Annotated in this window: 11 protein-coding genes; 9 read left to right on the top strand and 2 right to left on the bottom strand. The window is 71.5% G+C overall.

Annotated elements, in window-relative coordinates; translation table 11 throughout:
• Nucleotides 1-26: 26 nt before the first annotated feature.
• Nucleotides 27-1,820 carry a BACON domain-containing protein gene (locus tag ACFPQ9_RS10230; protein WP_380850123.1) on the top strand — a complete coding sequence of 598 codons (1,794 nt, stop codon included), beginning with the start codon at nt 27-29 and terminating at the stop codon, nt 1,818-1,820.
• 104 nt (nt 1,821-1,924) lie between these two features.
• On the opposite strand, the gene ACFPQ9_RS10225 is transcribed toward ACFPQ9_RS10230, so the two are convergent.
• Nucleotides 1,925-2,785 carry a DUF3109 family protein gene (locus tag ACFPQ9_RS10225; protein WP_380850121.1) on the bottom strand — a complete coding sequence of 287 codons (861 nt, stop codon included), beginning with the start codon at nt 2,783-2,785 and terminating at the stop codon, nt 1,925-1,927.
• Nucleotides 2,786-2,868: 83 nt separating this feature from the next.
• Here ACFPQ9_RS10225 and ACFPQ9_RS10220 point away from each other — a divergent pair, with 83 nt between their 5' ends.
• The 4 genes from ACFPQ9_RS10220 (at nt 2,869) to ilvD (ending at nt 7,729) form a co-directional block, all read left to right on the top strand.
• Nucleotides 2,869-3,801, top strand: coding sequence for a Ppx/GppA family phosphatase (locus tag ACFPQ9_RS10220; protein WP_380850119.1), 933 nt, complete (start codon nt 2,869-2,871; stop codon nt 3,799-3,801).
• A 463-nt stretch (nt 3,802-4,264) separates the two neighbouring features.
• Nucleotides 4,265-5,089 carry a sugar phosphate isomerase/epimerase family protein gene (locus tag ACFPQ9_RS10215; protein ID WP_380850116.1) on the top strand — a complete coding sequence of 275 codons (825 nt, stop codon included), beginning with the start codon at nt 4,265-4,267 and terminating at the stop codon, nt 5,087-5,089.
• The gene (locus ACFPQ9_RS10210; RefSeq protein WP_380850113.1) at nt 5,086-5,712 is read left to right on the top strand and encodes a TetR/AcrR family transcriptional regulator; all 627 of its coding nucleotides are present in this window, start codon (nt 5,086-5,088) and stop codon (nt 5,710-5,712) included. The genes ACFPQ9_RS10215 and ACFPQ9_RS10210 overlap by 4 nt, the downstream gene beginning before the upstream one ends.
• Before the next feature lie 163 nt (nt 5,713-5,875).
• On the top strand, nt 5,876-7,729 hold the full coding sequence (gene ilvD, locus ACFPQ9_RS10205; RefSeq protein ID WP_380850110.1) for a dihydroxy-acid dehydratase: 1,854 nt from the start codon (nt 5,876-5,878) through the stop codon (nt 7,727-7,729).
• A gap of 86 nt (nt 7,730-7,815) precedes the next feature.
• Here ilvD and ACFPQ9_RS10200 read toward each other — a convergent pair whose 3' ends face one another.
• The gene (locus ACFPQ9_RS10200) at nt 7,816-9,930 is read right to left on the bottom strand and encodes a serine/threonine-protein kinase (protein WP_380850107.1); all 2,115 of its coding nucleotides are present in this window, start codon (nt 9,928-9,930) and stop codon (nt 7,816-7,818) included.
• A gap of 182 nt (nt 9,931-10,112) precedes the next feature.
• Between ACFPQ9_RS10200 and ACFPQ9_RS10195 the strand changes: the two genes are divergently transcribed.
• The 4 genes from ACFPQ9_RS10195 to ACFPQ9_RS10180 all read left to right on the top strand — a co-directional run bounded on the left by ACFPQ9_RS10195 (nt 10,113) and on the right by ACFPQ9_RS10180 (nt 12,635).
• Complete coding sequence (locus ACFPQ9_RS10195; protein ID WP_380850104.1) at nt 10,113-10,433, top strand: SH3 domain-containing protein; 321 nt, start codon at nt 10,113-10,115, stop codon at nt 10,431-10,433.
• A 19-nt stretch (nt 10,434-10,452) separates the two neighbouring features.
• Nucleotides 10,453-10,797, top strand: coding sequence for a hypothetical protein (locus ACFPQ9_RS10190; RefSeq protein WP_380850101.1), 345 nt, complete (start codon nt 10,453-10,455; stop codon nt 10,795-10,797).
• A gap of 67 nt (nt 10,798-10,864) precedes the next feature.
• Nucleotides 10,865-11,377, top strand: a complete 513-nt coding sequence (locus ACFPQ9_RS10185) for an EamA/RhaT family transporter (RefSeq protein WP_380850098.1) — start codon at nt 10,865-10,867, stop codon at nt 11,375-11,377.
• A 487-nt stretch (nt 11,378-11,864) separates the two neighbouring features.
• Nucleotides 11,865-12,635: a class I SAM-dependent methyltransferase gene (locus ACFPQ9_RS10180; RefSeq protein WP_380850095.1), complete on the top strand. Its 771-nt coding sequence runs from the start codon at nt 11,865-11,867 to the stop codon at nt 12,633-12,635.
• Nucleotides 12,636-12,884 lie beyond the last annotated feature (249 nt).

Below are 12,884 nucleotides of genomic sequence, written 5' to 3'. Positions count from 1 at the left end.
CACCTCGAGCCGCCTACGGTCCATCAATGATGAGCAGCACTCCGGAAACCTCGACCCGCACCACCGGCGCGCATCGGGCGCACCGGGAAGCGCGTGATCGTGCGGCGGCGCGCACGTTGGCGCAGCGGCCGCCCGCGCGCTACGAGCCTTATCTGGACGGGCTGTTCACCTACTGCCTGTCCGTCCTGTGCGACCACGACACCGCGACCGCCGCCCTTGGCGACGTCCTCGCGCTCGCCGAGCGCCGCGGTCAGCGCGGGCCCGAGACCGCCGCCGACCGGCGCCCCTGGCTGTACGCGCTGGCCCGCTGGGCGTGTCTGCGCAAGCTGGCCGAGGCCAAGCAGAAACGTCAGGGCAGCCATGCGGCGGCCCGGCACGGCGCGCATCGGCCGACCGGAGCGCAGCCCGCCGGGCCGCCCGTCGCCGAGGAGGTCCAGGAGCAGCGGCGCCGCGAACTCGCCCTGCTCGCTTGGCCGGAGGCCGCCGGCACCACCCCCGAGCAGCGCGAGGCCCTCGAACTCGCCGTGCGCCACCACCTCGCCGCGGGCGAGGTCGCCGCCGTCCTCGGCCTGGACCTGGCCGCCGCGCGCGAGCTGCTCGCCTCCGCCGCCTGCGAGGTGGAGCGCACCCGCGCGGCCCTCGCCGTCGTCGAGAGAGGCGCCTGTCCGAGCGTCGCCCGGCTGACCGGCGACAACCAGGTCGTGCTCGGCACGGCCCTGCGCCGCGAACTCGTCCGGCACGTCGACGACTGCCCGCGCTGCCGCCGCACCGCCGAGCGCGCGATCCCCGGCCGGTGGCCCGGCGCGGCCGTCACCCCCGCCGAGCTGCCCGTCCTCCAGGCGCCCCGCGCGGCCCTGCACATGGCCCTCGCACACCACCCGCGCGCGCGGGGCGGCGCCGTGCCGCGCTTCGACCGGCGCGGCTTTCCGATGGACCCGAAGGACCACGCCGCCCGCAGGGACCGGCTACGCGCGCGTGCCGTCACCACAACCGTCGTCGCCACCGTGATCGCCGCCCCGGTCCTCGCCCTGTGGGCCGCCTACCGCGGCACCCCGACCGTGGACGCCGTCGACGGCGGCACGGCCAGCGCGAGCGAGGCGCACGGCCCCGGCGCCCTCGACGGAGAGAGCGCGGGCGGCGGCTTCGAGAACGCCGGCAACGCCGGCACCACCCCCGGCGGCCGCTTCGGCGAGCACCCCGGCCCGGACGTCCTCGTCGAGGTCGTCGGCGTCAGCGGCGCGAGCGCCGGGGATCTGGACGTGAGCGCCGACAACAGCGGCGACACCACGCTCGTCACCCTCACGGCGACGGGGCGCACGCCGGTGCGCTGGTCGGCGAGCACCGGAGCGCACTGGCTGTATCTGAGCCGGTCGTCGGGAACGCTGGCGCCGGGCGAGTCGTTGACGATCAAGGTGTACGTCGACCAACTGCGCGAGCCGTCCGGGTTCTGGAGCGCGCGGGTGGCGATCTCACCCGCCGGGGCCGTCGTCGCCATCGAGGGCTACGGACCCGCTCCGAGCCCCTCCGACCCGGGACAGGGCCCCGGACCCGACCCCTTCCCGAGCGACCCGACCGATCCCGGGACGCCCAGCGAGCCGCCGCCCTCGTCCTCCGAGCCCGACCCGACACCGACGACCCCGGACCCGCCGGACCCGACGCCGTCCGACCCGACGCCGAGCGACCCGCCCTCCAGCGAGCCGCCGCCCTCGTCGTCCGACCCGACACCGTCCGACCCGTCCGACCCCTCCAGCCCGTCGGACCCGACGAGCTCGACACCGCCGCCCGGCGGCAGCGGGGAGCCCGGCCCGTCGGGGCCGTAGGTCACAGGACGTCGGGTCCGGGTGTGTGGCGGGGGGTCGTCGTCGGATCCGGGTGTGTGGCGGGGGGGTGTCGTTGGGTCCGGGTGTGTGGCGGGGGGCGTCGGTCAGCCGGTCGGGTCCGCCGGGTGCGGGGCCAGCAGCGGCAGCTGCGAGGCCAGCCGCTCCTCGCACAGCTCGACCAGACGGTCGTAGCCCGCCTTGCCCATCAGCTCGATCAGCTCCGGCCGGTAGGACACGTACACCGGGTCGCCCGCGCCGTGCGCCGAGGTCGCCGAGGTGCACCACCAGTGCAGGTCATGGCCGCCCGGACCCCAGCCGCGGCGGTCGTACTCGCCGATCGACACCTGGAGCACCCGGGTGTCGTCGGGCCGGTCGATCCACTCGTACGTCCGCCTCACCGGCAGCTGCCAGCACACGTCCGGCTTGGTCTCCAGCGGCTCGCGGCCCTCCTTCAGGGCGAGGATGTGCAGCGAGCAGCCCGCGCCGCCCGGGAAGCCGGGGCGGTTCTGGAAGATGCACGAGCCGTTGAAGGGGCGGGTCTGGCGGTCGCCGTCCTCGTCCTCCGAGATCCAGCCGTGCTCCATGCCCTCGTCATGGTGCTGCCAGATCTCCGGCGTGAGCCTCGCCACATGCTCCGCGACGCGTTTCTCGTCGTCCTCGTCCGAGAAATGGGCCCCCAGCGTGCAGCAGCCGTCGTCCGCGCGGCCCGCCTGGATGCCCTGGCAGCCGCTGCCGAAGATGCAGTTCCAACGGGAGGTCAGCCATGTCAGATCGCAGCGGAAGACCTGTTCGTCGTCCGCCGGATCAGGGAATTCCACCCATGCGCGTGCGAAGTCGAGGCCCTTCTCGTCCGGCTCCTGGGAGCCCTTCCCCGGCTTCTTCGACTTCGTGGCCGCCTTCGCCTGCGAAGAACCCTTGTCGGATTTGGACGGCTTGTCGCCCTTCGCCTTTTTCGTCTTTGGCACGGGACCAGGGTACGGCGTCCGCACCTGCGACTTCGAGGACGGAGGGGACGGAGGATCGACCGGGTGGCAGTAGCGTTCCGTACATGAGACTCGGTGTCCTCGACGTGGGATCTAACACGGTGCATCTGCTGGTGGTGGATGCGCACCCGGGCGCGCGCCCGCTGCCCGCGCACTCGCACAAGGCGGATCTGCGCCTGGCCCAACTCCTCGACGGCAGCGGTGCCATCGGCCCCGACGGGGTCGACCGGCTGATCGGCGTCGTCCACGAGGCGCTCCAGGCCGCCGAGGACAAGGGTGTCGAGGAAGTCCTGCCGTTCGCCACGTCCGCGGTGCGCGAGGCGAGCAACGCCGATGACGTACTCGCCCGGGTGATGGACGAGACCGGAGTCCGGCTCCAGGTCCTCACCGGCGCGGAGGAGGCCCGGCTGACCTTCCTCGCCGCCCGGCGCTGGTTCGGCTGGTCGGCCGGAAAGCTGCTCGTGCTGGACATCGGGGGCGGGTCCCTGGAGATCGCGTACGGCATCGACGAGGAGCCGGACGCGGCGGTGTCGCTGCCGCTGGGCGCGGGGCGGCTGACCGCCGGCTGGCTGCCGGGGGATCCGCCGGACCCCGAGGACATACGGGCCCTGCGGCGGCACGCACGCGCACAGATCGCTCGCACGGTGGGCGAATTCAGCCGCTTCGGTGCGCCCGACCACGTGGTCGCGACGTCCAAGACCTTCAAGCAGCTGGCCCGTATCGCCGGTGCCGCACGCTCCGCGGAGGGCCTGTACACCCAGCGCGAGCTGAAGCGGGAGTCCCTGGAGGCGTGGGTGCCGCGGCTGGCCGGGATGACCGTGGCCCAGCGCGCGGAACTGCCGGGTGTCTCCGAGGGGCGCGCGGGGCAGTTGCTCGCCGGGGCGCTGGTGGCCGAGGGGGCGATGGATCTGTTCGGCGTGGAGACGCTGGAGATCTGCCCGTGGGCGCTGCGCGAGGGTGTGATTCTGCGGAAGCTGGATCAGCTGGCCGTGGGGTAGCGGGGCGATGCCTGCGGCGGCCCGCCTGTCTGGGTGGGGGTGCGTGTAGCGCCTGCGGTGGTTTGGTGGGTCGGGGCCGTGCCGGGGGGTGTCCGTCCTCGGTCGGGCGGTTGCCGTCGGGCAGCGAGGTGACGTTTCTTGACGCCCGCCGCTGCGGGCGGACACCCCCCGGCACGGCCCCTTGCCGCTGTGCGCGGGTGCTGTGCCTACCCCCGGTGCGTCCCCTTGCCGCTGTGCGCGGGTGCTGTGCCTACCCCCGGTGCGTCCCGTTGCCGCTGTGCGCGGGTGCTGCGCCTCCCCCTGGTGCCTTTCTTGCGCCGTACGCGGCCGCAGGTGCGTGAGCGGGCCCTGCGTGAACCCCGCCACATCCCCAGCTCGCAGATCTGGCCGATACCGAGCCCTTCGGGCAGCCGTACGGTCGACGGTTCCCCCGGCGTCCATGCCGCCCCGTACTCTGTCCCTCGTGGCAGAACCTGTGGTGCGCATCCCGGATGCGAAGGTCGCTCTGTCGACGGCCTCCGTCTATCCGGAGTCGACGGCGACGGCCTTCGAGATCGCCGCGCGCCTCGGGTACGACGGTGTCGAGGTCATGGTGTGGACCGACCCCGTCAGCCAGGACATCGAGGCGCTGCGCCGGCTCAGCGACTACCACCGGATCCCGATCCTCGCCGTCCACGCGCCCTGTCTACTGATCACCCAGCGCGTCTGGTCTACGGATCCGTGGACCAAGCTCCAGCGCGCCCAGGCCGCCGCCGAGAAGCTCGGGGCGGGCACGGTCGTGGTGCACCCGCCGTTCCGCTGGCAGCGCCAGTACGCCCGGGACTTCGTCGCCGGCATCTGGCGTATGGCGAACGAGACGGACGTACGGTTCGCCGTCGAGAACATGTACCCCTGGCGCTACCGCGACCGCGAGATGCTCGCCTACGCGCCCGACTGGGACGTCACGAAGGACGACTACCGTCACTTCACGATCGATCTCAGCCATGCGGCGACCGCCCGGACGGACGCGTTGCAGATGATCGACCGGATGGGCGACCGGCTGGGGCATGTGCACCTCGCGGACGGGCGCGGGTCCGCCAAGGACGAGCACCTCGTTCCCGGCCGCGGCAACCAGCCCTGCGCCGAGGTGCTGGAACGTCTCGCCCTGACCGGCTTCGACGGTCACGTCGTCATCGAGGTCAACACCCGCCGTGCGATGTCCGGCGCCGAGCGCGAGGCCGATCTCGCCGAGGCCCTCGCCTTCACACGGCTGCACCTGGCCTCCGCGGTGAAGGTGCCTCGGCCATGACCGACACGGCCGACGGGCGGGGCGGGGTGGGCTCGCGACGCCGGGGCCGGCCTCCGCGCGCCGAGTCCGCCGACACCCGCGACCGCATCCTGGACGCCGCCCGTGAGGAGTTCGCCGAGCGCGGCTACGAGAAGACCTCGGTACGGGGCATCGCCAAGGCGGCCGGCGTGGACTCCGCGCTCGTGCACCACTACTTCGGCACCAAGGAGCAGGTCTTCGAGGCGGCCGTGGAGGTCGCCCTGGTGCCCGCCCTCGCGGTGCGGGACAAGGTGCTCGAAGCGCCCCTCGACGACGTCGGCGAGCGCCTGACCCGCTTCCTCTTCGGGCTCTGGGAGAACCCCGTGACCCGCAAGCCGCTGCTCGCGATCGTCCGCTCGGCGGTCAACAACGAAGCGGCCGCCACCGTCTTCCGGCGCCTGGTCTCGGCCCAGCTGCTGCGCCGCGTCGCCGGTGAGATCGACGCCCCGGACGCGGAACTGCGCGCCGAGCTGGCGGCCGCGCAGCTGGTCGGGGTCGCGATGATGCGCTACGTCATCAAGATTGAGCCGATCGCCTCCGCGGACCCGGAGCAGATCATCGCGCGCGTGGCGCCCGTCGTGCAGGGGCACCTGACCGGCCCGTGACGCCCGGTCGGCGAGTTGCGTCCAGCTGTACGGCACCGATTCCGCGAGACATACGTCCCGTATTCCGGACACCTTGTCCCGCCCTCTGGATGACCGGCGTACGCTCGTTAGCAGTCAGAAGTCTCTGATCGCTGTCCCAGCAGTCCTGAAGGAGCGAGCGACGATGCCCGAGCTGAGGTCCCGCACAGTCACCCACGGCCGCAACATGGCGGGCGCCCGCGCCCTTATGCGCGCCTCCGGTGTACCCGGTGCGGACATCGGCCGGAAGCCGATCATCGCGGTGGCGAACTCCTTCACCGAGTTCGTGCCCGGACACACGCATCTGCAGCCCGTGGGCCGGATCGTCAGCGAGGCGATCGTCGAGGCCGGTGGCATCCCGCGCGAGTTCAACACCATCGCGGTCGACGACGGCATCGCGATGGGGCACGGCGGCATGCTGTACTCCCTGCCGTCCCGCGACCTCATCGCGGACAGCGTGGAGTACATGGTCGAGGCGCACTGCGCCGACGCCCTGATCTGCATCTCCAACTGCGACAAGATCACCCCGGGCATGCTGAACGCCGCCCTGCGGCTCAACATCCCCACGGTCTTCGTCTCCGGCGGCCCGATGGAGTCCGGCCGCGCCACCCTGGTCGACGGCACGGTCCGCACCCTCGACCTGGTCGACGCGATCTCCGACGCCGTGAACGACAAGATCTCGGACGAGGACATCCTCCGTATCGAGGAGAACGCCTGTCCGACCTGCGGCTCCTGTTCCGGCATGTTCACCGCCAACTCGATGAACTGCCTGACCGAGGCCATCGGCCTGTCCCTGCCCGGCAACGGCTCGGTCCTCGCCACGCACACGGCCCGCAAGGCCCTGTACGAGGACGCGGCCCGCACGGTCATGGACATCACCCGCCGCTACTACGAGCAGGACGACGACACGGTCCTGCCGCGCAACGTCGCCACCTTCGCGGCGTTCGAGAACGCCATGGCGCTCGACATCGCCATGGGCGGCTCCACCAACACGATCCTGCACCTGCTGGCCGCCGCCCAGGAGGCCGGCGTCCCGTTCGGCCTGGAGCAGATCGACGCCGTCAGCCGCAGGGTCCCCTGCCTGGCGAAGGTCGCGCCCAACGTGGCCAAGGACCGCACCTACTACATGGAGGACGTGCACCGCGCCGGCGGCATCCCCGCCCTGCTGGGCGAGCTGCACCGGGCCGGACAGCTCAACGAGGACGTGCACGCCGTCCACAGCCCGTCCCTGGCGGACTGGCTGAAGACCTGGGACGTGCGCGGCGGATCCCCCTCGCCGAAGGCCGTCGAGCTGTGGCACGCCGCCCCCGGCTGTGTCCGCTCCGCCGAGGCCTTCTCCCAGTCCGAGCGCTGGGCGGCGCTCGACGAGGACGCCGAGGGCGGCTGCATCCGCAGTGCCGAGCACGCCTACTCCAAGGACGGCGGCCTCGCGGTCCTCAAGGGCAACCTCGCGGTGGATGGCTGCGTGGTGAAGACCGCGGGCGTGGATGAGTCCATCTGGACCTTCGAGGGCCCCGCGGTCGTCTGCGAGTCGCAGGAAGAGGCCGTCGAGAAGATCCTCAACAAGCAGGTGACGGACGGCGACGTCGTCGTCATCCGGTACGAGGGCCCCAAGGGCGGCCCCGGCATGCAGGAGATGCTCTACCCGACGTCCTTCCTCAAGGGCCGCGGCCTCGGCAAGACCTGCGCCCTGATCACCGATGGCCGCTTCTCCGGCGGCACCTCCGGCCTGTCCATCGGCCACGCCTCCCCGGAGGCCGCGTCCGGCGGCACCATCGCCCTCGTCGAGGACGGCGACCGCATCCGCATCGACATCCCGAACCGCTCGATCGAGTTGCTGGTCGAGGACGCGGAACTCTCCCGCCGTGAGCAGGCGTTGAACGGGGCGTACGCCCCGAAGAACCGCGAGCGCAAGGTCTCGGCGGCCCTGCGGGCGTACGCCGCGATGGCGACCAGCGCGGACAAGGGCGCCGTGCGGGACGTGACGAAGCTGGGCTGACGCCCGTTTTTCAGGGGCCGCTTCCTCGGGAGCGGCCCCTGTGTCGTACCGCAGGGCGGGCGCGAGTCAGCAGGGCGGCGGCCCGGTCACCAAGTCGATGGAGCGCGGCCGGCAACGGAGAACACGGTGCCGTCGGGGGCGGTGGCGAAGACACGGCCGTCGAGCGTGCCGGGCGTCGGCAGAGCGGTCGTGGCTTGCGTGGAATTCTCGCTGAGCCGTGGTCGTGTCTGGCCGAGCATCCGTCCCTTGGCCGCGTCGACGGCGAGCAGCCGTCCATCGGCGGCGCTGAAGTAGACGCGCCGACCGTCACAGACCGGGGCCGAGCCCTGGCTCACTGCCGTTTCCAGGGACCACAGCTGCCTGCCCGCGCGCGTGTCGACCGCCACGAGGGAACCGCCGGTCCCCAGGAGGTAGACCACTCCCTGGTGCACGGAGGCCTGCGCCTGCGCGACCGGGACAGGCAAGGGCACGCGCCGTGTGGCTCCCGATCCCGGCGTGTAGCGCACCACCGCCTTGGCTTCGCCGTAGTCTCCGCCTGCCGAGAGCAAGAACACCTCGCTCTGGGAGGCACCGACGGGTGTCAGAGCGCCGTCGAGCCTTGCGTCCCAGCGCACCACCCCTGTATTCGGATCCAGTGCCATGACGCGTGTCCGGGTCCCGTCAGCTGCCGTGCTCGCCACGAGCACCCATGGGCTGCCGGGGAACGAGACGACGTACGCCTCGCTCAGGCCCGGGATCCGCCGCTCCCATGTCGTCTTCCCCGACGCGCTGTCGATGCCGGTCGCCCTGCCGTCCGCACTGATCAGCACCAGCATGCCGCCCGCGTACCGGAACCCGCGGTAGGACGAGACGTCCAGCTTCCACCGGGCCTCACCGGATGCCGGATCGAGTGCCTCCAGGCGCCTGCCCGCGTTCGTCAGCACGTGCGCCAGCCCACCCGAGAGGGCCGGCGCCTGCCCCGGGACGTCGCCCTTGGCGAGCGCATATCGCCACAGCACGCGGCCGTCCGCCGGATCCAGGGCACTGACCAGCCCCGCTTGTGTACACAGCAGCCGTTGCCTTTCGTACGAACACCTGGGCAAACCGGTGACCTTCGGCGTCGGCTTGACTGCCCAGGGGCTGAACCCGGCCGCCGCGGTGGATGCTCCATCGCTCGGTCTGGGCTGTGCTTCGGCGCCGTCCTTCATCAGCCACACGCCGGCACCTCCTCCGGCGACCAGGGCCAAGGTCGCAGCCGCCAGCGCGCCGCGTTTGAGAAGGCGTGCCTTCTTCGGCATCGGCGCAGGCTTCGGCTGTGGCTCCGCGTGGGGCCGCTCCGGATCTCGTGGTTCGGTCGCGCGCTGCGCCGGTATGAACGCCTGTGTGTCGTACGACGCCGCCACCGACCGCAACTCCCGCATCAACTCGTCGGGAGTGGGCCGGTCCTCGGGCTCCTTGGCGAGGCACCGCAGCACGAGCGGCGCCAGATTCTCCGGTACGTCCTTCAAATCCGGCTCGTCGTGGACGACCTGGTAGGCCACTACGTACGGGCTGTCGGAGTCGAACGGTCCGCGGCCGGTCGCCGCGTGCACCATCACGGAACCCAGCGCGAAGATGTCGGCAGCCGGGCCGACCTCACGAGGCCGCCGGAACTGTTCCGGCGCCATGAAGGGCGGGGTTCCGATCAACTTCCCTGTCTCGGTCCGCAGTTCACTGTCCTTTGGCCGAGAAATGCCGAAGTCGATGACCTTCGGCCCGTCCTCGGCGAGCAGCACGTTGCTCGGCTTCAGGTCCCGGTGCACCACGCCGACCCGGTGTATGTCGCGCAGCGCCTCGGCCAGCCCCGCCATCAGCCGCCGCAGCTGCGCCGGCTCCATGGGTCCGTTCCGCTTCACATGGTCGGAGAGTGTCGGTCCAGGGATGAACAGGGTGGCCATCCATGGTCTTTCGGCCTCCGGATCTGCGTCCACAACGGGCGCGGTGAAGGCTCCGCTGACCCTGCGGGCCGCGCCCACCTCCTGGCGGAACCGTCCCCTGAACTCGGGATCCCTGGCGAACTCGGCATGCACGACCTTCACCGCGAGCTGCATGCCCGAGGTGCTCCGGGCAAGATGCACGACGCCCATGCCGCCGGACCCCAGGTGAGACTCCAGACGGTAGTGACCGGCGTATTCGGGAAGTTCCGCTTCCGCGCCCGCTCCGGCGTTCTGCTGTGGCGCCATGGGACCACCCCCGTGCTGTTCGTCCGCGCGCGCGACGCACGGAGCCTAGTCGATGACTCGTACGAGACAGAGGCGGCTTGCTAGTCTCCGTGTTCGAATCGAGTACGCCTGTTTGATGGCGTGTTCTGGGGGAATCACTGGGGCCCCACGACAGTCGTGGGGTTCAACGGGGGGAGTTCCGCATGTCTGTTGACCGTGCCGACAGAGTCGAAGAAGACGAGGCCGTCACCATGGCGGCCGCGACAGCGTCCGTGCCCTACTACCCGGTCGCACCCGGTGTGCGCCTCAACGTTCGTAGCGGCCCCGGCACGACCTATCCCATCGTCAAGGTTCTGCCCGAGGGATCGCGGGTGGCGATCTACTGCCAGACGCCTGGCACATGGGTGACGGGTCCCTATGGCACATCGAACATCTGGGACAGCATCGCCAGTGGCGAGTACGTCTCGGACGCCTACGTGAAGACAGGCAGTGACGGCTACATCCGCCCGCGCTGCTCTTCTTGATCGAATCTCTGGAGAACGCATGACATCCCGAAGACGCGGATCCGTACTGTTCGCCGCGGCCGCAGGAGCGCTCCTCATGGTGGTCGGTTCGGCCGCCACCGCGGATGCCGCCGCCCTGCGCTATTACGACACCGCCCCCGGCTACCGGATCAACGTCCGCACTGGCCCGGGCACCCAGTATCCCGTCCGCCAGGTGCTGCCCGAGGGCGCGAAGGTACCGATCTTCTGCCAGACGCCCGGCATGACCGTGACCGGTCCCTACGGCACGTCGAACATCTGGGACAACATCGACGACGGCCTGTTCGTCTCGGACACCTACGTCCAGACGGGCAGCGACGGCTACGTCCGCCCGCGCTGCTCCTGAGCCCAGCCGATCCCGGTTCGCCGGGACCCACACGGAGCCCGCGGCCGGCCGGAGCCATAATCGACTCGTGAGCGAGAAGAGCGAGAAGAACGGCACCCCGGCCACCCCCGCGGGCTCCTCGGGCCCACGTCCCGAGCCGCTGCGCTTCTTCGGCACGACCTGGGTCGACCACGACCACGGCTACACCGCCCGCCGTATCGGGGTCAGCGCCGGGTCCCTCCTCGCCGCGGCCGTCTCCTGCCTGGTGCTGCGCTTCGCCTACGAGGGCATCGCGATCGCCGGCCCCGGCAGCTTCGTGACCGTCCTGGTCGTCGCGATGTTCGCGATCTGCAGCGCGCTCGCCTTCCGCCACACCTGGGAAGCATTCACCAAGCGCCCCGACCCCGACCGGCACGCCTCCCTGCGCGGCCTGCTCACCATCGGCTTCGTCGGCTCCCTCCTCGCCTACTTCTTCCGCTCCCTCATCGAGGCCCCCGGCGAAAAACTCCACCGCGAGGAATACGAGACGGCCCGCAAACAACACGAATCCCGCACCACCCGCCGCACGGGCAACCCATCGAAAAAGCGCCGCCGCAACTAGGCGCCGCCCCTGGGCATGGGGGAGGTGGGGCGCGGTGCGCAGGGTGGGTGCGGGGGTGCGGTGCGCGGGCGGGATGTGTGGGGTGTGGTGCGCGGGCGGTGTGTGGGGTGCGTGGGGTGCGGCCGGTGGTGATGCCATGGCCGACGGTCGGCCCCTCCGCGAGGCGCGCTCCGTGGAGGGCTGGACGGACGTGCGGCGCAGAATGACGTGACGTAGGGGCGGACCGCACACACAGACGTAGGGCCGCACCGCCCAGACTCGCGGTCGGCGCCGATGCCTCCGAACACCCTTCACCGAATCCCCCTCAGCGATCGGCGCCCACCGATCGGCGCCCACCGATCGGCGCCCACCGATCGGCGCCCACCGATCGGCGCCCACTCATTGGCGCCCACGGGACGGCGCCCCCGAACCGCGCCCACCGGACGGCCCCCGAACCGTGCCCACAAAACTCGGTGCACCTCACACCAACCGGGGCCACCATGGCCTTATGACCGCCCCTTCCCACGCCGACCGCGCCGGGTCCTTCAACGCCGCCGCAGCCCAGTACGCCGCGAACCGCCCCTCCTACCCGCCCACCCTCTTCGACGCGATCGAGGAACTCTCCGGCCGCCCCCTCACCGGCGCGCGCGTCATCGACATCGGTGCGGGCACCGGCATCGCCACCACTCTCCTCCGCCGACGCGGCGCCGAAGTACTGGCCGTGGAACCCGGCGACGGCATGGCCACCCAGTTCCGCCGCGCCCACCCGGACATACCGATCGTCCGCGGCAACGGCAACAACCTCCCCCTGGCCACTGCCTCCGCCGACTTCCTCACCTACGCCCAGGCCTGGCACTGGACCGACCCGGCCCATTCGGTGCCGGAGGCCCTGCGGGTACTGCGCCCCGGCGGTGCGCTGGCCCTGTGGTGGAACACCACCCCGCTCGACATCGCCTGGCACGCCGCGCAGGCGCAGCGCATCGAACGCCGCTTCGGCCTCCACCCCGCCGTCGAACAGAACGGCAGCGGCGCCCGAGCCATCCTGGGCGACCCGACCGGCAAGCTCGACTTCATCCGCCGCAAGGTCCGCTGGAGCCGCCGGGTTCCCGTCGACACCCATCTGGCCAACATCGGCAGCCACTCGATCTTCCTCGTCCACGGCACCGAGGCGAGCACAGCCTTCCTCGCAGAAGAAAGGCAGCTCCTCCTCAATGCCTTCCCCGACGGAATCATCGAAGAGACCTACGACGTCGACCTCCTCGTAGCCACCACCCCCTGACACGGTCCTCGCAGCCGCCAACCCTGACGCGTTCCGCCACCCCCGCCCGTCCTACGCCCCGAACCGGCGAGGACGGGCGCACTTGTGTCCTGGAACCCCCAGCACCCCTACTACGCCAGCGCACCCCCACTACCCCGCACACCTCAGAGCCCACCCTTCTCTCTCGCCCCGACACCCCCTCACCGGAGCCCACCCCCTCACCGGAGCCCCCCTCACCGCCCCTGCGCCTCACCCCTCCCGCGCCTGGGC

Origin of the sequence: Streptomyces coerulescens, assembly GCF_042657965.1 — a bacterium.
Taxonomy (GTDB): Bacteria; Actinomycetota; Actinomycetes; order Streptomycetales; family Streptomycetaceae; genus Streptomyces; species Streptomyces coerulescens.
The sequence above is the reverse complement of the archived record's forward strand: the minus strand, read 5'-3'. Positions and strand labels throughout refer to the sequence as shown.